We start from the raw sequence: 22,046 nt of genomic DNA, 5'->3' as shown, positions 1-22,046 counted from the left end.
ACGCTAACTTCGCGGAGCAGAACTGGTTCCTAATGCTGCTCTGGGCCGAGAGGCCTGCTGAAACGTGGCTTGCTGAAAACGGTTGCCGACGGCAAAGTCCAGCGGAGAGCAGGAGCGCGGGGCGGCCATGATCACGATGTCACATTCAGCGACGATCGGCGCGGAGGTGCATGCCGCGCCCACGAGCAAGGTGCGCAATATGGCGATTGATCGCGCCCGCACCTTCCTCACTCTCGTGGTGCTGCTGCATCACGCCGTGATCCCCTATACCTATTTCGGTCATACCGATCCGAGTTATTTCTTCGGCTTCGACATGATCGTGCTCGCCACCGACAGTTTCTTCATGGCGATGTTCTTCTTCCTGTCGGGGCTGTTCGCCTGGTCTGGCATCGCCCGGAAGGGAGTCCGGAGCTATATGGCAGATCGCCTGCTTCGGCTTGGCTTACCCTTCGCGATCTGCGCCCTTACGGTCATTCCGCTCGCCTACTACGCGATCTCCCTGCGGGAGCATCCTGAGATCGGTTTTGCGGAATTCTGGTGGAATACGGTCACGAAGGGCCCGTGGCCGAGCGGGCCGATTTGGTTCCTTTGGGTCTTGTTCGCCTTCGACCTGGTTGCCTGCCTTTTGTACCGGCTCTCACCCAATCTGCTCGATCCGATCAATCGCCTCTCGCTACATGGTCGGCGTCGACCCGCCATGTTCTTCGCGGTCATGCTGGCCGTCACTGCCGCGTTTTACATTCCCGGGCGGGTTCACTTTGGAGCAAGCAATTGGTTCGAGTTCGGGCCGTTCTCGGTCCAGCACGGGCGCGTGATGCTTTACGCGACCTATTTCTTTTTCGGTGCCGGCATTGGCGTTGCGCAAATGGATCGCGGGCTGCTCTCTGTCGACGGCCGCATGGCAAAGGTCAGCTGGGACTGGATGGTCCTGGCGATCGTTCCGTATTGCCTCTTGTGGGGGCTGATCTTCATCAAGCGCGAAATATTGGGCAACCCGTGGCCGTTGCCGGACTGGTATGAAGCGCTCTATGCCATCTGCTTCACTGTCTTCAGCGTGGCCATCATGTTTCTGATCCTGGCCATTTTCCAGAGATTCAAGCAATCAGGCTCAGCCAGGCTGCTCGATCCAATGCAGGGCGACGCGTTCGGCATGTTCCTGGTGCACTATCCGATCGCATTGTGGCTGCAATACTGGCTGTTCGACTATGACCTGCCGGCGATCGTCAAGGCCACGATCGGGTTTGTACTGACTGTCGCAGCGAGCTGGGCCCTGACGCGAGCGTTGCGGCAGATCCCGGGCGCGTCGAAGGTGTTGTGAGGCATGGCCTCTCGTCACTGTGAAGTCCGTAGCCCGGATGGAGCGCAGCGCAATCCGGGGCCTTGCCACAAGTGATAGTGGTCTCGGATGACGCTTACGCTCCATCCGGGCTACAGGTCTGAGTTCGCGGCAGCGCCTTACGCCGCCTTCCCGCCCATGTATTCCGGCAGCCAGCGCTCGAACGAGGCGCGCAGCGTGTCGATCGCCACAGGCGCCTCGCCCGCGATGGCGATCGCATCGCCCCCGGTGGTGCCGATCCGCACGCACGGCACTTCGCAGCCGCGCATCTTGGCCAGCACGAGGCCGGCTTCCGTTTCCGGCACGGTGACGAGATAGCGCGCCTGGTCCTCGCCGAACCAATAGGCCTGCGGCACCAGCGCGGTCGGCGCCGCAAGCAGCTTCGCCCCGATACCGCCCGCCATCGCCATCTCGGCCAGCGCGACCAGGAGACCGCCATCGGAGAGGTCGTGCACCGCGGTCGCGGTGCCCGCATGGATCATGCCGCGCACGCAATCGCCGTTGCGCTTCTCGGCGGCGAGATCGACCGGCGGTGGTGCGCCCTCCTCGCGGCCGCATATGTCGCGCAGGTACACCGACTGGCCGAGCCAGCCATGGGTCTCGCCGACCAGGAGAATCGCTTCGCCCTCGGCCTTGAAGGCCAGCGAGGCGGATTTTGTGAAATCGTCGAGCAGGCCGACGCCGCCGATCGAGGGCGTCGGCAGGATCGCACGGCCATTGGTCTCGTTGTAGAGCGAGACGTTGCCGGACACGACCGGGAAGTCCAGCGTGCGGCAGGCTTCCGAGATGCCCTTCAGGCAGCCGACGAACTGACCCATGATCTCGGGCCGCTCAGGATTGCCGAAATTGAGATTGTCGGTGATCGCGAGCGGCTTGCCGCCGACCGCGGTGATGTTGCGCCAGGCTTCCGCCACCGCTTGCTTGCCGCCCTCGAACGGGTCGGCCTCGCAATAGCGCGGCGTCACGTCGACGGTCAGCGCCAGGCCCTTCGGCCCGTCCTGCACGCGCACCACGGCGGCATCGCCGCCGGGGCGCTGCATGGTGTTGCCGAGGATGACGTGGTCGTACTGCTCCCAGACCCAGCGCTTGGAGCACATGTCGGGCGTGCCGATCAGTTTCTCCAGCGCAGCGCCGAGGCCCATCGGCGCCGGCACCTCGCGCGCATGCACGATCGGCAGCGCGGCAGACGGGACGTGCGGGCGATCATAGACCGGCGCCTCGTCGCCGAGCTCCTTGATCGGCAGATCGGCCATGACGTCGCCGCCATGCTTGACCACGAAACGCTTGCTCGGCGTGGTGTAGCCGACCACGGCGAAGTCGAGGCCCCATTTCTTGAAGATCGCCTCGGCTTCCTTTTCCTTCTCGGGCTTGAGCACCATGAGCATGCGCTCCTGGCTCTCCGAGAGCATCATCTCGTAGGCGCTCATGCCGGTCTCGCGGGTCGGCACCGCGTCGAGATCGAGATCGACGCCGAGGTCGCCCTTGGCGCCCATCTCGACCGCCGAGCAGGTGAGGCCGGCCGCGCCCATGTCCTGGATCGCGATGACGCAGCCCTTCTCCATGATCTCGAGGCAGGCCTCCAGCAGCAGTTTTTCGGCGAAGGGATCGCCGACCTGCACGGTCGGACGCTTCTCCTCGGACTTGTCGTCGAACTCGGCCGACGCCATCGAGGCGCCGTGGATGCCGTCGCGCCCGGTCTTGGAGCCCAGATACACGATCGGCATGTTCACGCCGGAGGCCGCCGCATAGAAGATCTTGTCGGAATCGGCGAGGCCGACCGCCATCGCATTGACAAGGATGTTGCCGTCATAGCGGGTGTGGAAACGCACCTGGCCACCGACCGTCGGCACGCCAAAGGAATTGCCGTAGCCGCCGACGCCTGCAACCACGCCGGAGACGAGGTGCCGCGTCTTGGCATGCTCCGGCGCACCGAAGCTCAGCGCATTGAGGCACGCGATCGGGCGCGCGCCCATGGTGAAGACGTCGCGCAAAATGCCGCCGACGCCGGTGGTCGCGCCCTGATACGGCTCGATGTAGCTCGGGTGGTTGTGGCTCTCCATCTTGAAGACCACCGCCTGGCCGTCGCCGATGTCGATCACGCCGGCATTCTCGCCCGGGCCCTGGATCACCCAGGGTGCTTTCGTCGGCAGGCCGCGCAGATGGATGCGCGAGGATTTGTACGAGCAGTGCTCGTTCCACATCGCCGAGAAGATGCCGAGCTCGGTGAAGGTCGGCTCCCGCCCGATCAGCTTCAGGATGCGCTCGTACTCGTCGGGCTTGAGCCCGTGGGCGGCAACCAGTTCGGGGGTGATCTTGGGTTCATTCTTCATGGATTCGGGGCTTTCGGCGGCGTTTGGCCGTTCTTAGGAAGATCGGAGGGCCGGGAAAAGCCCTTTATGGCGCATTTTCCCGCTGTCCCACGTTTTGCAGGCACGGACGGCGGGAACAGGAATTGCACGGCGCGGACGGATCGGATTTAAGGGCTAAAGACCCGCAATTGAAGGCCCATTTCCTTGCACGAATTGACCAAAGCGCCCCCGCCCCGCCGCCCCGACCTCCACATCGCCACCGAAGGCGAGTTTGTGGGCTGGCGGACCTGGATTCGCGACAGTTTTGAGGCCCATGTCGGCCCCTTCTGGCATCGGATCGAGGCGGACGGCACCGTCCGCAGTGCCTTCCGGGTCGAGAAGAAGCATCTCAACGGCTCCGGGAACGTCCATGGCGGCTGCTACATGGCCTTTGCCGACTATTCCCTGTTTGCGATCGCCACCCATGTCCTGGACAGCCGGGCGGTAACGACCAACTTCGCCTGCGAATTCCTCGACGCGGCACGGGAGGGCGAGCTGATCGAATGCACCGGCGAGGTGACCCGCGCCGGCGGCTCGCTGATCTTCCTGCGCGGCAAGATGATGTCCGGGGAGCGGTTGCTGCTGACCTTTTCCGGCACGATCAAGCGGATGAAGCGGAAGGCGCTCCCTCAGCCAAACGCATAGCTCGGCGCCTTCCCTTTTCGGGCGCCCTCGCCCAGACTTCCGGCAAGCGCTGTCGCGCCGGGGAGCGAGAACAAGGTGCCGGAGAGCACATCGGAGGCGGGGCGCACGGCGGCGTCCGCATCAACGCCGTTGCCAACCGTCGCCACCGGCGCGCGTAACTGGCGCGACTATGCGCTGCTGCTCGCGCTCGCCTGCTGCTGGAGCTCGACCTATCCGCTGGCGAAACTGGCGCTTCCCACCATCCCGCCCATCACCTTCATCTCGGCGCGCTCGCTGATCGCGGCTGCCTTCCTTTTCGCGATCCTGTGCATGCGCGGCATCAAAGTGCCGACCGACGCCAAGGCGTGGAAGCTGTTTGCCACCCAGCAATTGATCAACTCGACCTTCCCGTTCCTGATCATCACCTGGTCGCAGCAATATGTGCCGGCGTCGAACACCGTGGTGCTGGCGTCGACGACGCCGATCTTCGCTTTCCTGATCACCTCGCTGATCACGCGGCACGAGCCGGCGACGCTGCTGAAGCTCGCGGGTGCCATCCTCGGCCTTGCCGGCACGGTTCTCATCGTCGGGCTCGACGCACTGCGTGGCTTTGGCAGCGAGATCGTCGCGGAGATCGCGATCCTGCTCGCCACCATCTCCTTTGCCTGCGCGACGATCTTTGGCCTGCGCCTGTCCGACTACGACCCGATGGTGGTGGCGGCCGGCTCGCTGCTGTTCGGCGGCCTCATCCTGCTGCCGCCCTCGCTGATCATCGACCAGCCCTGGACGCTGCACCCGACCCCGACGGCGATCGTCGCCACCATCGTCATGGGCATCGTCTCGAGCGCGCTGGGATTGATGCTGTTCTACGTTTGCCTCGGCCGCCTCGGCACGCTGACCACGAACGCGCAAGGCTATTTGCGCATCCCGATCGGCGTCGGCCTCTCCGTGCTGCTGCTCGGCGAGAGCGTGCCGTCGAACCTGGCGCTGGGGCTGCTGCTCGTCATGGCCGGCGTTGCGGCCATGACGGTGCCGGCGGAGCGGCTGAAGCTGTGGTAGCGCGGGTCATCGGCACATTTGCATGACGCACGGTCAAACCGGCTGGCGGAGCAATCCGCTCGCCAATTGTCGAAACGCGTCGACCGCCTTGTTCAGGACCTCTTTCGGATCGTCGGCTGCGGCGACCCATAGTGCGGCGCTGAGCGCAGCGCCGTTCAGCAGCCGTCCCGCCGCTTCGACATCAACCGGCTTCACGACCCCTGCTTCGATCAGCGACCGGATCGTTCGCATCGTGATGTCGAGGCAGGCATTCTCGCCCGGCCACTTGGATGGATCGCCGAGGACGGCAGGCCCGTCCAGCAGCATGATGCGCTGAATCTCAGGATCGAGCGCCATCTCGATATAGGCACAGCCCTCTGCGAGCAGGCCCTGCCACAGCGTGGGCGCCTGCTCGCGAATTGCGCGGAGCCGTTCCGCCATTTCGCCGTCGATCTGCTCGACGACGGCCCAGAGCAGTCCCTTCTTGTCTTCGAAGCTGTGATAGAGCGCCCCGCGCGTCAGCCCGACCGAAGCCGTCAGTTCATCCATCGACGCGGCTGCATAACCTTGGGTGGCAAATGCCGCGCGAGCTGCGCGGATCAGCTTGGCCCGGTTTTCAGCCATGCCGGCCGCGCGTTTCCCTTTTGCCATGCCGGCCCCGTCTTTCCCCATTGACATACGCCTCGTATCTGAGCGATACAACTCACATACGCACCGTATATGAACGACGCACAAAACGCCAGGCGTCGGGCTTGCCTGCGTCCGCCCGTTTCCCTGCTCGATTGAAAGGATCAAGTACATGCCCCAGCGCGAGGCAATCTTCCCCGTCAACCGCCATGCGCTCTATGAAGCGCATCGTTATTCTGCAGCGATCCGCTCCGGTGACCTGCTCTTCGTCTCAGGCCAGGTTGGCAGTCGTGAGGACGGCTCACCCGAGCCGGTGTTCGAGGACCAGGTCCGGCGCGCCTTTGCAAATTTGCGCGCCGTGCTCGCAGCTGCGGGCTGCGCGTTGGACGACGTCATCGACGTCACCACGTTCCACACCGATCCGGCGACGCAGATCGAGAAGGTGATGGCGGTTCGCGGCAAGGAGATCGGTGACCCGCCCTATCCAAACTGGACGGCGGTCGGCGTGAACTGGCTGGCCGGCTTTGACTTCGAGATCAAGGTGATCGCCCGGATCCCGTGACCGGGCAAGCATTTGCGGCGCCATAGCGGGCGCGTCGCGAGGCGCGCCTATGGCTTGGCGTCGTCCGCGAGCATCCGCTGGGGCTGCTGCTCGTCATGGCCGGCGTTGCGGTCATGACGGTGCCGGCGGAGCGGTTGAAATCCGATGCACCTCTCCCTCAAGCGGAAGAGCGAGGCGAGTCCCGCCACCGCTCATGTCGAGAGCTGCTTCTCGGCAATCGACAGCCACTCGGCCTGCGCCTTGCGGAGATAGTTCGGCGCGCGGCGCATCTGGATCAGCAGCTCGTTGAAGACCATCCGCGCCTCGGCACTGCGGCCAACCGTTTGCAGCAGCAGGCCGTAACGCACCCGCGCTTCGGCGCCGGGAAAATAGCCGGCGAGAGCGTGATATTCCTCGAGGGCCTCGTCGAGACGCCCGACCTCCGTGAGCGCGCGGGCGTAGAGCAGATGCGCGTCGGCGGAATCGAAATCCGGCCACTGCTTCTGGAGCTCGTCGAGCGTCGCGAGCGCATCGGCGGGGCGCTTGGCGGCAAACTCGGTCTGCGCCTTGCGGAGCGCATAGGCCGGATCGTGGCCCATCGGCAGCTTCAGGATGTGATCATAATGCGCTTCCGCTTCGGCGAACCGGCCGACATTTGCGCACTCCTCGGCCAGCGCCGCGCGATTGGCGATGGTGTCGGCGCCGGTCAGCCGGTCGGACAACTCGCGATAGCGCTTCTCGGGATCGAGACGATTGGCGACACGCTGGCGCGCCTGGCGCGCGCCGGGGCTGGAGAACCATTCGGGAATGAGCTCGACCGCGATATAGGCCAGCGCACCCATCAGAGGCACCATCAGGATGATGAAGGCCCAGGGCCGCAAACGTCCGGTCCGCGAGGCGTGATAGATCAGACTGATATCGAGCAGCAGAACGACCAAAGCGACGGGCATGTGACATCCACGAGCACAACGAAAGCGTCGGCCTCCTGATATCGCAACTGAAGCGATGAAACAACTTTGAGTTGCCTTCACCCTCCAAAATCAGCGAACCGCACGCCGCGCGCCATGACGGCAACGAGGAGTCAGTCGTCCGAAACGCGATGCAGGTTCATGGGATTGCAGCCGAATGCATCTACTGCTTGGCGTCGTCCGCCAGCATCTTCCGGTACTTTTCCACGTCGCGCGTCACGAGCTGCTGCAGCAGCTCCGGCGCGTGCTCGTTGGCATCGGGCGCGACGGTCGACAGGTCGGCAAAGCGCTTCTTCACCGCGTCGGTCTCGACGGCCGTGCGCGCGGCGGCGTTCAGCTTGGCGATCACGGCCGGCGGCGTGCCCTTGGGCGCGAACAGGCCGTTCCAGCCCTGCGCCTCGAATTCGGGCAGGCCGGCTTCCGCGGAGGTCGGCAGGTCCGGCAGCGTGGCGAGCCGCACGGTCGAGCCGACCACGAGGCCCTTCACCAGTTTCTCGTTGATCGCTTGCGAGACCGAGGCGGCCGCATCGCAGACGCCGTCGATCTGGCTGCCCACGGCGTCGGTCAGCGCGGGCGCGGCGCCGCGATAGCCGACCAGCGTCGCGTCGATCCCGGCTGAGGTGACGAAGCTCTTGCAGATCAGATAGTTCGACGAGCCGACGCCGGCATGGCCGAGATTGATCTTGCCGGGATTGGCCTTGGCATAGGCGATGAACTCTTTCAGGTCCTTGGCCGGAAAGTCCTTGCGCAGCGCGATGATGCCGAACGTCTTCGCCACCATGGCGATCGGCACGAACGATTCAGGCGTGAACGGCAGCTTCGGATAGATCGTGTAGCTCGCGGCATTGGTGCCGGCATTGCCGATCGCGATGGTATAGCCATCGGGCTCGGCGCGCGAGGCGCGCGCCAGCGCGGTCGAGCCGCCGGCTCCCGCAACGTTCTCGATCACGATGGTCTGACCCAGCGCGATGCCCATCTGCTCGGCCACCGCCCGCGCGATCACGTCCGAGGTGCCGCCGGCCGCGAACGGCACGATCATGGTGATCGGACGCTTGGGATAGTCCTGGGCGAACGCGGCCGTCGCAAAAGCAACGGCGGCGACAGCGACCGAGAGACGCTTCAACATGAGCGAAATCACGCGGCCTGTTCCAGATGCTGGACGAGGCCGGCGAACAGGCCGCGGCCGTCGGTGCAGCCCATGATGTCTTCGACGTGATTTTCCGGATGCGGCATCATGCCGAGCACGTTGCCCTTGTCATTGACGATGCCGGCGATCGAATGCGCCGCGCCGTTGATGTTGTTGAAATCGTCGACTTCGCCGGCGGCGGAGCAATAGCGATAGAGCACCCGCCCCTCGCCCTCGAGCCGCTTGATGGTCTCCTCGTCCGCCTCGTAATTGCCCTCGCCATGGGCGACCGGCACGCGGATCACCTGCCCGGCATTGTAGCCGCGGGTGAACGGCGTATCGGAGCGCTCGACGCGCAGGTGGACGTCGCGGCAGATGAATTTCAGCCGCGCGTTGCGCATCAGGACACCCGGCAGCAGGCCGGACTCGCAGAGGATCTGAAAACCGTTGCAGACGCCGAGCACGAGGCCGCCCTTGGCCGCATAGTCACGCACCGCGTCCATCACCGGCGCCCGTGCCGCGATGGCGCCACAGCGTAAATAATCGCCGTAGGAGAAGCCGCCGGGCACCACCACGAGATCGGTGCCAGGAGGCAGCGACGTCTCGGCATGCCACACCATCGCCGGCTCGGTGCCGGAGATCAGCCTCAGCGCACGCGCCATGTCGCGCTCGCGGTTGATTCCGGGAAAGACGAGGATAGCGGCTTTCATGGCAGAGGTTCCGACGGTGGCGGGAATCGGGCAGGCCAACAGGCCTTTTCGTGAAGAGACATAACCATTTGACGGGGATTTTACCAGTGCTAGCCTCGGCAGAGGGCCTTGTACACAGGCCATGCACATCGGTCGGCGACACGCCGTTCGGCCGATCAATCGCCCGGGATTGAAGCCATGAACGTCCCGTCGCTGCCCACCTCCCCCGCCGAGCCGGTCTCCGCCGAGGGCGTCGTCGCGGCCGGCGCCTATGTCGACGGCCGGCGCGTTGCCAATATCGCGATCAGCGAGGCCTCGAGCTGGCGGGGAAAGCCCGGCCATGTGGTCTGGATCGGTCTGCATGAGCCGGACATGGCGCTGCTCAGCGCGGTGCAGAAGCAGTTCGACCTGCACGAGCTCGCGATCGAGGACGCCAACCACGCCCATCAGCGGCCGAAGATCGAGCAATATGGCGAAGCCCTGTTCATCGTGGCGCGCACCGCGCAATTGATCGAGGGCCGCATCGCCTTCGGCGAGACCCATATCTTCGTCGGCGAAGGCTATCTGGTCTCGGTGCGCCACGGCGCTTCGACGTCGTACACGCCGGTGCGCGAGCGCTGCGAGAGCTGCCCGCGGGCGCTGGCCCGCGGCGAGGACTACATCCTCTACGCCATCCTCGATTTCATCGTCGACAATTACTCGCCCGTGCTCGAGAGCATTCACGACGAGGTCGAGGGCATCGAGGATGACGTGCTGTCCAAGCCGCTCAGCAAGGCGCAGATCGAGCGGCTCTACATGCTGCGCCGCGACCTGCTGCGGCTGCGTAACGCGATCGGACCATTGGTGGAGGTCTGCCGCCGGCTGGAGCACGACGAGCTGGCGATGGTGCGGCAGGCCATGCAGCCGCTGTTCCGCGACGTCACCGACCACGTCCGCAACATTCAGGAGCGCATCGATTCCATGCGCGAGGTGCTGGCCTTCGCCTTCGAGGCGAGCCTGCTCGTCGGCCAGGCGCAGGAGACAGCGGTGTCCAAGAAGCTCGCCTCCTGGCTCGCGATCATCGCCATCCCGACCGCGCTCGCCGGCATCTACGGCATGAACTTCAAGCACATGCCGGAGCTGGATTGGGAGTACGGCTACTTCATGCTGCTCGGCGTGATGCTGACGGCATGCACCACGCTGTACTTGCGTTTTCGCAGCGTCGGATGGCTGTGAGCCATCCTGCTCACCCGAGCAGTTCCACCCGATAGTTCTCGATCACGGTGTTCGCCAGCAGCTTGTCCGCGGCGTCCTTCAGCGCGGCTTCCGCCTTGGCCTTGTCGGCGCCGGCGAGCTCGATGTCGAACACCTTGCCCTGGCGGACGCTGGCGACGCCGTCGACGCCGAGCGACTTCAGCGCGCCTTCGATGGCCTTGCCCTGCGGATCGAGGATGCCCGTCTTCAGGGTAACGGTGACACGTGCCTTCACGTCAAGATCCTCTTCAGCTCTTCACCAGCACCGGGCCGGAGCCCTGCGGACGCTCGTTCTCCATGAGGATGCCGAGGCGTTTTGCAACTTCCGTATAGGCTTCCAGTAGACCACCGAGGTCGCGGCGGAAGCGGTCCTTGTCGAGCTTCTCGTTCGACTTGATGTCCCACAGCCGGCAGCTGTCCGGCGAGATCTCATCGGCGACGATGATGCGCATCATCTCGTTCTCGAACAGGCGGCCGCACTCCATCTTGAAGTCGACGAGGCGGATGCCGATGCCGAGGAAGAGACCGGTGAGGAAGTCGTTGACGCGGATGGCGAGCGCCATGATGTCGTCGATCTCCTGCGGCGTCGCCCAGCCGAAGGCGGTGATGTGCTCTTCCGACACCATGGGGTCGTTGAGCTGGTCGTTCTTGTAATAGAATTCGATGATCGAACGGGGCAGCTGGGTGCCCTCCTCGATGCCGAGACGCTGCGACAGCGAGCCGGCGGCGACGTTCCGCACCACCACCTCGAGCGGCACGATCTCGACCTCGCGAATCAACTGCTCGCGCATGTTGAGGCGACGGATGAAATGGGTCGGCACCCCGATGTCGTTGAGGTGCTGAAACAGGTACTCCGAGATCCGGTTGTTGAGGACACCCTTGCCCTCGATCACCTGATGCTTTTTCGCATTGAACGCGGTGGCGTCGTCCTTGAAGTGCTGGATCAGGGTACCGGGCTCCGGGCCTTCATAGAGAACCTTTGCCTTGCCTTCGTAAATGCGACGCCGACGGCTCATGGGGATGTACCGTGTTTTGTTGAAATCCATGTATTTGGTGTGCTCCGATTACCAGGATTTATGACCCACAGCGGAGCTGCCGTGAACGGCCCGGAACCCATTCATAAACCCTTGGAAACAGAACGGGAACCAAGACTTCAGGCAACCTATCCGATTGGCTGTCCGAGCACAATCGATCCGGCCGTCCGGCGCCAACTTATACCGTCTTGCCTGCGGCTTAACGGCCCGTTGTTTTGCCGATTCGTGCTATCTATGTAGGCATGCAGCCGGGGCGCCGCAACGGAAGGCTCCGCGCCATTCAGCAGGGGATTTGGAACAAGGCATGAGCGAGTTCGACAAGCGCCAGGAAGGTTTCGAGAAGAAATACGCCCTCGACGAGGAGCAGAAGTTCAAGGCGGAGGCCCGCCGCAACCGGCTGCTCGGGCTGTGGGCGGCCGAAAAGCTCGGCATGTCCGGCGATGCCGCCACCGCCTATGCCAAGGAGGTCGTCGCGGCCGACTTCGAGGAGGCCGGCGATGCCGACGTCCTGCGCAAGCTGACGGCCGATTTCGCCGCCAAGAACGTCGCCGTCACCGAGCAGGCGATTCGGGCCAAGATGAGCGAGCTGCTCGCGGTTGCGGCCGGCGAGGTGAAGGCGGGGAAATAAGCGCCCGCGCATCCCCTACACACACCGTCATTCCGGGGCGGCTCGCAGAGCCGAACCCGGAATCTGGAGATTCCGGATCGCCGCTGACGCGGCGTCCGGAATGACCCCCAACCTCACTCTTCCTTGAAGCCGTACTCCGGCACGTTTCCGCTGGCGCCGTAATATTTGTACGGCAGGAATTTGCCGCTCATGGTGATCTTGACGCGGTCGCCCTTCGGGTTGGCGACGCGCTCGATCCCCATGTCGAAGTCGATCGCCGACATGATGCCGTCGCCGAACTCCTCCTCGATCAGCGCCTTCCAGGCCGGGCCGTTCACCATCACCATCTCGTAGAAGCGGTAGATCAGCGGATCGGTCGGCGGCATCGGCGTGCCGGTGCCGCGCATCGGCACCTCGTTCAGCATCGCGACTTCGGCCTTCGACAGGCCGAACAGCTCGCCGGCATTGGCCGCCTGCGGCTTGGTCAGCTTCATCTGGCCCATGATCGCGCCGACGATCAACACCTCGGAATAGCCGCCGATCTTCTCGCAGATGTGCTTCCAGCTCCAGCCCTTCTCGCGCTTGATGTCGAGCAGCTTCTCGGTGAGGTCTTCGCGTTTCATGTCTGGGTCTCCTGTTAGGCGGTGAGTCCGGGACTGGGCCCGGGTATCCAGGTCTGTCTTTGCTCCTCGCCGTTCGAGGCGATCGTCAGCCCGGGCTTGCCGATGTGCACCACCGGCACGTTGCGCGGATCGTGATCGGGTGTCTCGGCCGTAAAGGTCTTGCTGCGCGTCACCAGGAAATCGATGATGTGGTTGCGCAGCGCGTAGTAGAGCGGATGGCGGTGCAGATCGGTGCGGCCGCGATCCCGCGGCAGCGGGTTCTGGACCACCTCAGCGAGCACCGCGCCGGGCCCATTGGTCATCAGGAAGATCTTGTCGGCGAGATAGATCGCCTCGTCGACGTCGTGAGTGATCATGAACGCGGTCTGCCCGGTCTCCAGGCAAATGCGCCGGACCTCGTCCTGCAGCGTGCCGCGCGTCAACGCGTCGAGCGCCGAGAACGGCTCGTCCATCAGCATCATCTTCGGCGTGATCGACAGCGCCCGCGCGATGCCGACGCGCTGCTTCATGCCACCCGACAGTTCCGAGGGCCGCTTGTGCTCGGAGCCGGTGAGACCGACGAGATCGATGAAGCTCTGCGCGTGCGCCTTGACCTTGGCACGGTCCCAGCTCCGCCATTTTGAGCTGACGGCGTAGGCGACGTTGCCGAGCACGGTGCGCCAGGGCAACAGCGCATGGCTCTGGAAGATCACGGCGCGGTCGAGGCTGGTGCCGGAGATCGCCTGGCCGTCGACGATGACCGCGCCCTCGCTCGGCGCATCGAGGCCGGCGAGGATGTTGAGCACCGTGGTCTTGCCGCAGCCGGAATGCCCGATCACGCAAGCGAACTCGCCGCGCGCCATCGACAGCCACAGATTTTCGAACACGGTGGTCGTGGCGCCGCCTGCGCCGGGATAGCGCTTTGCGATCGCTTCGATGGAGATGAACTTGTCGGACACCGCGCCTACTCCGGAAACGTGACCATGCGCGTGAAGCGCGCGAGGATCTGGTCGAGCAGCATGCCGACGATCCCGATCAGGAGGATCGCGATGATGACGTTGGTGATCGAGAGGTTATTCCACTCGTTCCAGACGAAATAGCCGATGCCGGTGCCGCCGACGAGCATCTCGGCGGCGACGATGACGAGCCAGGCGATGCCGATCGAGATGCGCATGCCGGTCAGGATCGTCGGCGCGGCTGCGGGCAGGATCACGGTGAAGGCGCGCCTGACGGTGCCGACCTCGAGCGTGCGCGCGACGTTGATCCATTCCTTGCGCACGCTGGCGACGCCGAACACGGTGTTGAGCAGCATCGGCCAGATCGAGCAGATGAAGATGACGAAGATCGCGGAGATCGAGGAATCCTTGATGGTGTAGAGCGCGAGCGGCATCCAGGCCAGCGGCGAGATCGGCTTCAGCACCTGGATGAAGGGATCGAGCGCCTTGCTGAGCAGCGGCGACATGCCGATCAGGAAACCGAGCGGGATCGCGACCAGCACCGCCAGCAGATAGCCGGTGCCGACGCGCGCGATGGAATAAGCGAGCTGGATGCCGAGGCCCTTGTCGTTCGGTCCGTTGTCGTAGAACGGCCGCTTCAGATGCTCCCAGAGCTTGGCGCCGACATCGAGCGGCCCGGGCATGGCGGACTTGCCTTGCGTCGCGGTCAGCCCCATCAGCTTGGCATATTCCGGGCTCATCGTCGCCGCGGTGCCGGTCGAGCGCGTGGCGAGATGCCAGACGCCGAGAAACGCGGCGAGCAGCGCGATCGAGACGAGGCCGGCGCGGAGACGGAGGGAGGATGTCATCGTGCGAGACCTCTCCACATGTCACATGTCGTCCCGGCGAACGCCGGGACCCATAACCCCAGGGAGAAGTTTGGCGAAGACTCGTTGCTCGGTGCTCCCACCGATCAGGATCGATGGATTCCGCGGTATGGGTCCCGGCGTTCGCCGGGACGACGACGGCGAGAGAGCGCTCGCCATCACGACGCCTTCCTGATCTTGAAGCTCGCCACGTAATCCTCCGGCTTGGCCGGATCGAAAGTCTTGCCCATCACCGCGAACGATTTGTAGGCGCTCGCCGGTGGCGACAGACCCATCTCGGTCATCAGCTTCTTGGTATCGGTTGCCAGATACACCTGCTCGGCCACGGCCTTGTAGTCGACGTCGCCCTTGATCTGACCCCAGCGCTTCATCTGCGTCAGCATCCAGACCGCAAAGGACTGCCAGGGGAACGGATCGAAATCGACGCGCTTGGCGTCGGTCTTCACCCCGCCGAGGCCGTCAGCGTAAGTGCCGGTCAGGACCTGCTCCAGCACCGTGACCGGCGCGTTGATGTAATTGGCCGGCGCGATCGCTTCCGCGATCTGCTTGCGGTTCTCCGCCTTCGACGCGAAGGCCGTGGCATCGACGATGGCCCGCGTCAGCGCCGCAAAGCTGTTCGGCGCTGTCGTGATGAATTCGCGGCTGGCGGCGAAGCTGCAGCAGGGATGACCGTCCCAGATCTCCTTGGACAACAGGTGCATGAAGCCGACGCCGTCGTAGATCGCGCGCTGGCAGATGTTGTCGGGCGCGAGGAAGCCGTCGATGTTGTCGGCGCGCAAATTCGCCACCATCTCCGGCGGCGGCACCGAGCGCAGCTGCACGTCGGTATCGGGGTCGAGACCGTGTTCGGCGAGATAATAGCGCAAGAGGTAATTGTGCATGGAATAGTCGAAGGGGATGGCGAACTTCATGCCCTTCCAGTCCTTCGGATCGCGCTTGTCCTTGTGCTTGGTCGCGAGCACGATGCCCTGCCCGTTGATGTTCTCGATCGCAGGCACAGCGAACGGAATGGCGTTGGCGCCCAGGCCGAGCGAGATCGCGATCGGCATCGGCGCCAGCATGTGGGCGGCGTCGTATTCCTTGTTGATGGTCTTGTCGCGGATCACGGCCCAGCCGGCGGTCTTGACCACTTCGACGTTGAGACCGTGCTTGGAATAGAAGCCCAGCGGCGCCGCCATGATGATGGGCGTGGCGCAGGTGATCGGGATGAAGCCGACCTTGAGATCCTTCTTCTCGGGGGCGCCTCCTTGCGCAAACACCTCGGTCGCCGTCTTGAGCGGGAAGAACTGCGACAGTGCCGCGAGCGCAGTCGATGCGCCGACCGACTTCAGGAAAGCACGCCGCGCCACGTCCTGCGGAAACATCGCGCGCATCACGGCGGAGGCGACCACGCCCTCGTAGCGCTTTTCCTCGCTCTCCACCGGCTCGCAGCGTAGCGCTGCCGCCTGCTCGTGCTCTGCAGCAGAACGATGCTGGCCGCAGGCGCAGCCGGCTCGAAGGTTGCGATCGGGATCAAACGGATTGTCGAACGTGGACATCGGCCCTCCTGCGCGTCGTTGCAGGAGTAATTACGCAAGGAGCATGCCACGGCCGTCACAACGGCCAGTGCCTTGAGGACGCAGCATTTTCAGTCGCGCTTGGCCGCTACGAAAACTCGTGATAAACGAGATTTCGTAGTTCAATTACGAGATTTCGCAATGGCAACGACGCCAATGCCGGCCCATGACGATACCGCCGAGGCCCTCGATCCGCGCGTGGCGGCCTTCGAATCCTCGGTCGAGGCCACGCTTCTGGTCGATCCCTATGATGACCTTATCGTTGACGCCAATCCGGCTGCCTGCACCCTGCTCGGTTATGACCGCGTCCTGTTGCGACAGACCAAGGCCAGCGCCCTGCACGCCGGCCACCTTCCCGCACTCACCGTGTTCACCCAGGCCGTGCTGCACAAGCGCGCCTACTGGACCACCGCGCTGACGCCGCGTCACGCCACGGGCCAGGAGCTCCGCCTCGAATATTCAGGTTGCCTCGTCAGCCATGGCGACCGCACGCTGGTGCTGCTCACCCTGACCGATCTCGAAGCGCGCCGCCGCCGCAATGTCGATGCCGCGGCCGAAGACCACATGCGCGGCGGGATCACCACCTGGCAGCGGGTCGAGCGGGTGTTCCAGGACATCGAGCGCGAGAACCAGCTGATCCTGCGCGCCGCGGGCGAAGGCATCTATGGCGTGAACGCGGAAGGCAAGACCACCTTCGTGAACCCGGCGGCCGAGCGGATGCTGGGCTGGACCGCCGAGGAGCTGGTCGGCAAGGAAATCCACCCGATCGTGCACCATACCCATCACGACGGCCGGCACTATCACAACCATGACTGCCCGATCTACGCGGCGTTCCGCGACGGCGCCGTGCATCAGGTCGACGGCGAGGTGTTTTGGCGCAAGGACGGCTCGCCGGCCTGGGTCGAATACACCTCGACCCCGATCCGCGATCGCGGCGTCGTGGTCGGCGCCGTCGTCGTGTTTCGCGATGTCAGCCAGCGGCGCGAGTCCGACGAGAAGCTGCACGCAGCCCTTGCGGAGGTCGATCGCCTGCGCGAGCGGCTCGAGCTGGAAAATGCCTATCTCCAGGAGGAAATCCGAATCGAGACCAATCCCCGCGGCATCATCGGTGGAAGCGAGGCGATCCAGAAGACGCTGCGCCAGGTCAAGCTGGTGGCGCCGACCACGGCGGCGGTGATGATCACCGGCGAGTCCGGCACCGGCAAGGAGCTGATCGCGCGCGCCATCCACGAGGCCTCGGGTCGCAGCGACCGGCCGCTGATCCGGGTCAATTGCGCCGCGATCCCGCGCGAATTGTTCGAGAGCGAGTTCTTCGGCCATGTCCGCGGCGCCTTCACCGGCGCGACGCGCGATCGCATCGGCCGGTTCGAGCTCGCCGACGGCGGCACGCTGTTCCTCGACGAGGTCGGCGAGATCCCGCTCGAATTGCAGGGCAAGCTGCTGCGCGTGCTGCAGGAGGGCCATTTCGAGCGTGTCGGCCAGGAGCGCACGCGCGCCGTCGACGTCCGCGTCATCGCCGCGACCAACCGGGACCTCAAGCAGGAGGTGCAGCGCGGCCGCTTCCGCGAGGACCTCTATTTCCGCCTCAACGTGTTCCCGATCGAGACGGTGCCGTTGCGCGAACGGCGCGAGGACATTCCCCTGCTCGCCCAGCATTTCCTGACGCGCGAGAGCAAGGCATTGAAATCCAACCTGCGCCTGTCGGAAGGCGATGCGCGCCGCCTGATGCGCTACGACTGGCCCGGCAACGTCCGCGAATTGCAGAACGTGATCGAGCGCGCCGCGATCCTGTCGCAGAACGGCCGCTTGCGAATCGATCTGCCGGACTCCGCCGGCGCGCAGCCTCGGACCGGCGCGGCACGCCAGACGACCGATGCGCGCCCCGCGGTCATGACCTCGTCCGAAATGCGCGATCACGAACGCGCCAACATTCTGGCCGCGCTCGATGCCTCCGCCGGCAAAGTGTTCGGCCCCGGCGGGGCGGCGGAGATGCTGGATATCAAACCGACGACGCTGGCCTCGCGGATCAAGGCGCTTGGGATCGCGCCTCGTCCGCCGCATGCGGCCCATCCTTCGAGACGCCCGCCTTAGGCGGGCGCCTCAGGATGAGGGCAGCGTGCGCGGCAACGGAAGCAACAGACACCGATGCCACTTAGCCTCATCCCGAGGAGACCGCGAAGCGGTCGTCTCGAAGGACGAGGCGCGCGCTCAGGCCGCCTTGGTGGTGACGCCGGATGCAATCGGCAAGCCCTGCTCGATCGGCAGCGACGGATCGCGCGACCATTCGTTCCAGGAGCCGAAATACATCCGCACGTCGTTCACTCCCGCGTTCTTCAGTGCGAGGAACGTGTTCGAGGCACGCGCCCCCTTGAAGCAGTAGAGGTAGACCGGTGTCGCCGGCGTGATGCCGACTGTGGCACATTCCGCCAGGATCTCGTCCTTGGACTTGAAGCGCGGGCCTTCCGCGGTCGGCTTCATCATGCGGTACCATTCCAGCCACACTGCGCCGGGGATGCGGCCCTTGCGCGGGCAGAAATCCTTGCCGTACGGAGACGAGCTGTCGCCGATCCATTCGTCGACGTCGCGCACGTCGAGGATGGCGATGCCGGGCTTGCCGACCGCGGCGAGCATGGTCTTGGCGTCGATCAGGATATCGCCGGCCTCCGGCACGATCGCGAACGAGGCCTTCGCCGGCGCCGGCACTTCCTTCGTCACCGGTAGACCCGCGGCGGCCCACGCGTCGAAGCCGCCGTGCAGCACCTTGACCTTGGGATAGCCGAGCATGGTGAGCAGATAGTAGCCGCGGCAGGACTGGCCGAAGCCGGAATTCATCGACTGCTCGTAGATCACGGCCGTCTCCTTGCCGGAGAGGCCGGCGGCACCGAAGGCGTCGGCGAATTTGGTCTTCAGCTCGCTGATGCCCTCGGGCGTCGAAGTCGCAAGAAAGGTGAAAATCTCATGCACGTTCACGGCACCCGGCAGGTGCCCGGCGGCATAGGCATCGGGATTGCGGGTGTCGATCACGACACACGGCTCCGTCTTCAAGAGATCGGCAAGTTCGCTGGCAGAGATCAGAACGTCCGTCATTGGCAGCCTCTCCGTTGAGGTTAAGTGGTCTTCTGGGGTGGACTCGTGAAGCTCAGGAATCAGCGAGCATCTTGCGCAGCTGCTTGGTGGCCGGCGTGACGATCGCGACGAAATAGGCCTCGCGCAGGCGCCGCTGCGCGCGGTGGCTCTTCAAATAGCCGCGCGCGCCACAATGCAGCATCGCCGCATGCGCCGCCGCGACGCTGGCTTCGCCGGCGCGCAAGCGCAGCGCGATCACCTTGCGCCAGTAGGTCTCCTCCTCGTTGTAGGGATCGCGAGCCAGCGCCATGGTCTCGGCCTCGATCTCGGCGGCGAGATCGCCGAAATGCACCGGCTGCTGCGGCAGATAACGGTTGATATGGCCGAGGGGACCATCAACCTCGCCCATGATGTTGATGCAGTCCTTGATGAGGCCGAGCGCCATGCCGGCCTGCAGCAGGATGAAGCCGGCGCGGATCTTCTTGACGAACGGCCCGGCGGGATCGGCGAGAATCAGCTCGTCCGGCACGAAGACGTCGCGGAACTGGACGCCATAGGTGCCGGTGCCATCCATGGCGAGGAACGGCTTGCACGGCGTCAGGGTGATCGCAGGGTCCGCGCAATCCGCGAGAAACATCACAGTGGCGGGCTCGCCGTTTGCTGTGCCCTGGTCGTCCTCACGCTCGAAGATGGTGCCGAAATAATGGTCCGGGCCGAGGTTGGAGACCCAGGGCAGCGCACCGCGCACGATGTAGCCGCCCTCGACCTTGCGCCCCTTCAGCTTGAGCTTCTCGATGCCGAAGAAGCTCTTCATCGGGTTGGAGAGCCCGGTGCCGCCGAGGACGCGGCCGGTCGAGAAGGCATCGCCGAAGCGTTTCGCCAATTTCATATTGGTCGAGTTGGCGGCGTACCAGACCAACGTGTTCTGGCACCAGGCCATGAAGGCGGTCGCCCCGCAGACCTCGCCGATCGCCGCCATCGCCTGGATGGCGCAGCGCAGATCGGCAGGACCTTCGTGGGGCACGTGACTGCCCCAGGCGCCGACCTCGCCGAACTTGCGCAGCACCTCGACCGGATAGACCGAACCGTCGTCGATGCCGGCGACAAGCGGGGCGAGCTGCTCCCGCGCGATCCGCGCCACCTCACCTGCAATGGACGGTGCGGGCTGATCCAGAACGTCGACCCGCGATAAAGCCAGTGAACCCATGATCGTCTCCCGCACCTTGTCCTGATTGCCGCCTGCTAGATGCCGACCTCGAGATTGACCGGCCGGGTGAAGGTGTTGGCGACCGGCGACCATTTCTTCACATGGGCGACCAGGGCGTTGATCTCGTCCTGCGCGATGCCCTCGCATTCCATGTCGACCTTGACGCGCACGTCGGTGAAGCCGACCGGCTTGTCGGAGGTGTCGCCGGTGCCCCAGACCGCGGTGATGTTGAGGTCGCCTTCGAGCTCGAGCTCGAGCTTGTTGACGATCCAGCCGCGGTGCACGGCGTTGGCGTGCAGGCCGACGGCAAGGCAGGAGCCGAGCGCGGCGAGCGAGGCTTCCGACGGATTGGGCGCGGTGTCGTCGCCGAGCAGCCCCGGCGGCTCGTCGACGATGTAGGGCGGCAGGTTGCGGATGTAGTTGGCGTGGCGGAATTTTCCTTCGGCGACCGTCTTGCATTTCAAGGTCTTGACGACCTTCGGGTTGGCCTTGCCGCTCGCAATCAGTTGCTCGAGGCCATTCTTGTCGATGGGCGCAAGGCACCCCGTCAGCACTGTCTTTTGAACGACGGCAGTCATCAGCTTCTCCCTGGCAGAAGTGGAAATCGGTAGGATACCGAACGGTCTGTTTTCTTGCATAGGCCGTGCCAAAGGCGGCCAAAAGCGAAATGCGAGGCATTGGAGCCGCTTAAGCGTCGCTGCCTGCGGAGTGGTCAGCCCCCTCCTGCTCAAAGGCGGAGCAGATGACTGAGCGGATGCGAATCTTTTCAGCGCGGGACAGATGCGGCTTGCTGATGTGATGCAGCTGCGATTAAGTTGCAGACTATGGCAAAGACGTCATCGAAGAAGAACGCGAACTCGCCGCACGCCGGCGCAGGCGACGACGAATCCGCGCGTGGGCGCCTGCTCAGTGCCGCGACGCATCTGTTCTGCAAGAACGGCATCAACGCCACCGGCATCGATGCGATCATCGAGGAGGCCGGCACCGCGAAGACCACGCTCTACAAGCTGTTCGGCTCCAAGACCAATCTCGTCAACGCGGTGCTGGAGAGCGAAGGCAAGCAGTGGCGCGAATGGTTCATCGCCGCCATGGAGGAAGGCGGCGGCGACGCGCAGGCCAAGCTGACGCGCATCTTTCCGGCGCTGAAGAGCTGGTTCGCCGAAGAGCGCTTCTACGGCTGCCCCTTCATCAACGCGGTCGGCGAGCACGACAAGGACGCCAAGCAGTTCCGCAACATCGCGCTGAAGCACAAGAAGATCGTGCTCGGCCACATCGAGAAGCTCGCCGCCGAGCTCGGCTCGAGCGAGCCCGCCGTGCTGGCCCATCAGCTCGGCCTCCTGATCGATGGCGCGATCGTCGCGGCGATGATCTCGCGCGATCCGGGCGTGGCCGATACGGCGGCGCTCACGGCAGGCCCGCTGCTTGGCCAGTCCAAGCCGAAGAAGAAGCGCGCGGCGGATCAGCTAGAGGCGGTGTGATCGCCGCTCAGCCCGCAAGAAGCGCAGCGGAATACGGGAGTCCGATTGTGCCCACTCGCTCCGGCCACCGAGATTTCGTAGGGTGGGCAAAGGCGCGTAGCGCCGTGCCCACCATTCCTCCGTGACGGATAGAGATCGTGGGCA

At 64.6% G+C, this 22,046-nt stretch carries 22 protein-coding genes; 8 read left to right on the top strand and 14 right to left on the bottom strand.

Annotated features, from left to right (window positions below):
- Positions 1-127 precede the first annotated feature (127 nt).
- The gene (locus tag E4K64_RS08305; protein WP_135163084.1) at positions 128-1,318 is read left to right on the top strand and encodes an acyltransferase family protein; all 1,191 of its coding nucleotides are present in this window, start codon (positions 128-130) and stop codon (positions 1,316-1,318) included.
- A gap of 137 nt (positions 1,319-1,455) precedes the next feature.
- Here the strand turns inward: E4K64_RS08305 and purL are convergent, their stop codons facing one another.
- Positions 1,456-3,666 (bottom strand): phosphoribosylformylglycinamidine synthase subunit PurL, encoded by a 2,211-nt coding sequence (gene purL / locus E4K64_RS08300; protein ID WP_135163083.1) that lies wholly within the window; start codon positions 3,664-3,666, stop codon positions 1,456-1,458.
- A 183-nt stretch (positions 3,667-3,849) separates the two neighbouring features.
- Between purL and E4K64_RS08295 the strand changes: the two genes are divergently transcribed.
- Both E4K64_RS08295 and E4K64_RS08290 read left to right on the top strand, forming a co-directional pair.
- Entirely contained in the window at positions 3,850-4,329 is a 480-nt protein-coding gene (locus E4K64_RS08295) for a PaaI family thioesterase (RefSeq protein ID WP_167771883.1), read from the top strand.
- Between the two features lie 75 nt (positions 4,330-4,404).
- On the top strand, positions 4,405-5,367 hold the full coding sequence (locus tag E4K64_RS08290; RefSeq protein WP_135163082.1) for a DMT family transporter: 963 nt from the start codon (positions 4,405-4,407) through the stop codon (positions 5,365-5,367).
- A gap of 33 nt (positions 5,368-5,400) precedes the next feature.
- Here E4K64_RS08290 and E4K64_RS08285 read toward each other — a convergent pair whose 3' ends face one another.
- Positions 5,401-5,997, bottom strand: coding sequence for a TetR/AcrR family transcriptional regulator (locus E4K64_RS08285; protein ID WP_126260949.1), 597 nt, complete (start codon positions 5,995-5,997; stop codon positions 5,401-5,403).
- Positions 5,998-6,145: 148 nt separating this feature from the next.
- Here E4K64_RS08285 and E4K64_RS08280 point away from each other — a divergent pair, with 148 nt between their 5' ends.
- A complete protein-coding gene (locus E4K64_RS08280) occupies positions 6,146-6,535 on the top strand; it encodes a RidA family protein (protein WP_135163081.1) in 390 nt (129 codons plus the stop codon).
- A gap of 191 nt (positions 6,536-6,726) precedes the next feature.
- Here E4K64_RS08280 and E4K64_RS08275 read toward each other — a convergent pair whose 3' ends face one another.
- From E4K64_RS08275 to purQ, 3 genes are all read right to left on the bottom strand, one after another.
- Positions 6,727-7,464 (bottom strand): tetratricopeptide repeat protein, encoded by a 738-nt coding sequence (locus tag E4K64_RS08275; protein ID WP_126260859.1) that lies wholly within the window; start codon positions 7,462-7,464, stop codon positions 6,727-6,729.
- Positions 7,465-7,645: 181 nt separating this feature from the next.
- On the bottom strand, positions 7,646-8,620 hold the full coding sequence (locus tag E4K64_RS08270; protein ID WP_135163080.1) for a tripartite tricarboxylate transporter substrate binding protein BugD: 975 nt from the start codon (positions 8,618-8,620) through the stop codon (positions 7,646-7,648).
- Entirely contained in the window at positions 8,617-9,318 is a 702-nt protein-coding gene (gene purQ, locus E4K64_RS08265) for a phosphoribosylformylglycinamidine synthase subunit PurQ (protein ID WP_135163079.1), read from the bottom strand. Before purQ ends, E4K64_RS08270 begins: the two co-directional genes overlap by 4 nt.
- A gap of 177 nt (positions 9,319-9,495) precedes the next feature.
- Here purQ and E4K64_RS08260 point away from each other — a divergent pair, with 177 nt between their 5' ends.
- Positions 9,496-10,512 carry a magnesium and cobalt transport protein CorA gene (locus E4K64_RS08260; protein WP_135163078.1) on the top strand — a complete coding sequence of 339 codons (1,017 nt, stop codon included), beginning with the start codon at positions 9,496-9,498 and terminating at the stop codon, positions 10,510-10,512.
- 10 nt (positions 10,513-10,522) lie between these two features.
- Here the strand turns inward: E4K64_RS08260 and purS are convergent, their stop codons facing one another.
- Positions 10,523-10,765, bottom strand: a complete 243-nt coding sequence (purS, locus tag E4K64_RS08255; RefSeq protein ID WP_008135030.1) for a phosphoribosylformylglycinamidine synthase subunit PurS — start codon at positions 10,763-10,765, stop codon at positions 10,523-10,525.
- A gap of 13 nt (positions 10,766-10,778) precedes the next feature.
- Entirely contained in the window at positions 10,779-11,546 is a 768-nt protein-coding gene (gene purC / locus E4K64_RS08250) for a phosphoribosylaminoimidazolesuccinocarboxamide synthase (protein ID WP_173015815.1), read from the bottom strand.
- A 322-nt stretch (positions 11,547-11,868) separates the two neighbouring features.
- Between purC and E4K64_RS08245 the strand changes: the two genes are divergently transcribed.
- Entirely contained in the window at positions 11,869-12,192 is a 324-nt protein-coding gene (locus tag E4K64_RS08245; protein WP_135163077.1) for a DUF1476 domain-containing protein, read from the top strand.
- Between the two features lie 113 nt (positions 12,193-12,305).
- Here the strand turns inward: E4K64_RS08245 and cynS are convergent, their stop codons facing one another.
- From cynS to E4K64_RS08220, 4 genes are all read right to left on the bottom strand, one after another.
- Positions 12,306-12,794 carry a cyanase gene (cynS, locus tag E4K64_RS08240; protein WP_025037304.1) on the bottom strand — a complete coding sequence of 163 codons (489 nt, stop codon included), beginning with the start codon at positions 12,792-12,794 and terminating at the stop codon, positions 12,306-12,308.
- 14 nt (positions 12,795-12,808) lie between these two features.
- Positions 12,809-13,732 carry an ABC transporter ATP-binding protein gene (locus E4K64_RS08235; RefSeq protein ID WP_135163076.1) on the bottom strand — a complete coding sequence of 308 codons (924 nt, stop codon included), beginning with the start codon at positions 13,730-13,732 and terminating at the stop codon, positions 12,809-12,811.
- Between the two features lie 5 nt (positions 13,733-13,737).
- Positions 13,738-14,577 (bottom strand): nitrate ABC transporter permease, encoded by an 840-nt coding sequence (ntrB, locus tag E4K64_RS08230; RefSeq protein ID WP_135163075.1) that lies wholly within the window; start codon positions 14,575-14,577, stop codon positions 13,738-13,740.
- A gap of 176 nt (positions 14,578-14,753) precedes the next feature.
- Positions 14,754-16,133 carry a CmpA/NrtA family ABC transporter substrate-binding protein gene (locus E4K64_RS08220; protein WP_135163074.1) on the bottom strand — a complete coding sequence of 460 codons (1,380 nt, stop codon included), beginning with the start codon at positions 16,131-16,133 and terminating at the stop codon, positions 14,754-14,756.
- 159 nt (positions 16,134-16,292) lie between these two features.
- On the opposite strand from E4K64_RS08220, the gene E4K64_RS08215 reads away from it, so the two are divergent.
- Complete coding sequence (locus E4K64_RS08215; protein ID WP_135163073.1) at positions 16,293-18,242, top strand: sigma 54-interacting transcriptional regulator; 1,950 nt, start codon at positions 16,293-16,295, stop codon at positions 18,240-18,242.
- Positions 18,243-18,359: 117 nt separating this feature from the next.
- Here the strand turns inward: E4K64_RS08215 and E4K64_RS08210 are convergent, their stop codons facing one another.
- Genes E4K64_RS08210 through E4K64_RS08200 form a run of 3 tightly spaced genes read right to left on the bottom strand, consistent with a single transcriptional unit; the run spans position 18,360 to position 21,002 of the window.
- Positions 18,360-19,238, bottom strand: coding sequence for a sulfurtransferase (locus E4K64_RS08210; RefSeq protein WP_135163072.1), 879 nt, complete (start codon positions 19,236-19,238; stop codon positions 18,360-18,362).
- A gap of 52 nt (positions 19,239-19,290) precedes the next feature.
- A complete protein-coding gene (locus E4K64_RS08205; RefSeq protein WP_167771882.1) occupies positions 19,291-20,424 on the bottom strand; it encodes an acyl-CoA dehydrogenase family protein in 1,134 nt (377 codons plus the stop codon).
- 35 nt (positions 20,425-20,459) lie between these two features.
- Positions 20,460-21,002 carry an OsmC family protein gene (locus tag E4K64_RS08200; protein ID WP_126260848.1) on the bottom strand — a complete coding sequence of 181 codons (543 nt, stop codon included), beginning with the start codon at positions 21,000-21,002 and terminating at the stop codon, positions 20,460-20,462.
- A 246-nt stretch (positions 21,003-21,248) separates the two neighbouring features.
- Between E4K64_RS08200 and E4K64_RS08195 the strand changes: the two genes are divergently transcribed.
- A complete protein-coding gene (locus E4K64_RS08195) occupies positions 21,249-21,902 on the top strand; it encodes a TetR/AcrR family transcriptional regulator (RefSeq protein ID WP_135163070.1) in 654 nt (217 codons plus the stop codon).
- The last annotated feature ends 144 nt before the right edge of the window (positions 21,903-22,046 follow it).

Source organism: Bradyrhizobium frederickii, assembly GCF_004570865.1.
Taxonomy (GTDB): Bacteria; Pseudomonadota; Alphaproteobacteria; order Rhizobiales; family Xanthobacteraceae; genus Bradyrhizobium; species Bradyrhizobium frederickii.
This window is presented reverse-complemented; position numbering and strand designations above follow the sequence as displayed.

Coding starts and splice junctions, on each gene's coding strand:
- E4K64_RS08275 (WP_126260859.1), bottom strand. CDS start 7,464: ATGCCCGTCGCTTTGGTCGTTCTGCTGCTCGATATCAGTCTGATCTAT.
- purQ (WP_135163079.1), bottom strand. CDS start 9,318: ATGAAAGCCGCTATCCTCGTCTTTCCCGGAATCAACCGCGAGCGCGAC.
- E4K64_RS08205 (WP_167771882.1), bottom strand. CDS start 20,424: ATGGGTTCACTGGCTTTATCGCGGGTCGACGTTCTGGATCAGCCCGCA.
- E4K64_RS08215 (WP_135163073.1), top strand. CDS start 16,293: ATGGCAACGACGCCAATGCCGGCCCATGACGATACCGCCGAGGCCCTC.
- E4K64_RS08245 (WP_135163077.1), top strand. CDS start 11,869: ATGAGCGAGTTCGACAAGCGCCAGGAAGGTTTCGAGAAGAAATACGCC.
- E4K64_RS08260 (WP_135163078.1), top strand. CDS start 9,496: ATGAACGTCCCGTCGCTGCCCACCTCCCCCGCCGAGCCGGTCTCCGCC.
- E4K64_RS08210 (WP_135163072.1), bottom strand. CDS start 19,238: ATGACGGACGTTCTGATCTCTGCCAGCGAACTTGCCGATCTCTTGAAG.
- E4K64_RS08280 (WP_135163081.1), top strand. CDS start 6,146: ATGCCCCAGCGCGAGGCAATCTTCCCCGTCAACCGCCATGCGCTCTAT.
- E4K64_RS08195 (WP_135163070.1), top strand. CDS start 21,249: ATGGCAAAGACGTCATCGAAGAAGAACGCGAACTCGCCGCACGCCGGC.
- E4K64_RS08220 (WP_135163074.1), bottom strand. CDS start 16,133: ATGTCCACGTTCGACAATCCGTTTGATCCCGATCGCAACCTTCGAGCC.
- purL (WP_135163083.1), bottom strand. CDS start 3,666: ATGAAGAATGAACCCAAGATCACCCCCGAACTGGTTGCCGCCCACGGG.
- E4K64_RS08305 (WP_135163084.1), top strand. CDS start 128: ATGATCACGATGTCACATTCAGCGACGATCGGCGCGGAGGTGCATGCC.
- ntrB (WP_135163075.1), bottom strand. CDS start 14,577: ATGACATCCTCCCTCCGTCTCCGCGCCGGCCTCGTCTCGATCGCGCTG.
- E4K64_RS08200 (WP_126260848.1), bottom strand. CDS start 21,002: ATGACTGCCGTCGTTCAAAAGACAGTGCTGACGGGGTGCCTTGCGCCC.
- purC (WP_173015815.1), bottom strand. CDS start 11,546: ATGAGCCGTCGGCGTCGCATTTACGAAGGCAAGGCAAAGGTTCTCTAT.
- cynS (WP_025037304.1), bottom strand. CDS start 12,794: ATGAAACGCGAAGACCTCACCGAGAAGCTGCTCGACATCAAGCGCGAG.
- E4K64_RS08285 (WP_126260949.1), bottom strand. CDS start 5,997: ATGGCAAAAGGGAAACGCGCGGCCGGCATGGCTGAAAACCGGGCCAAG.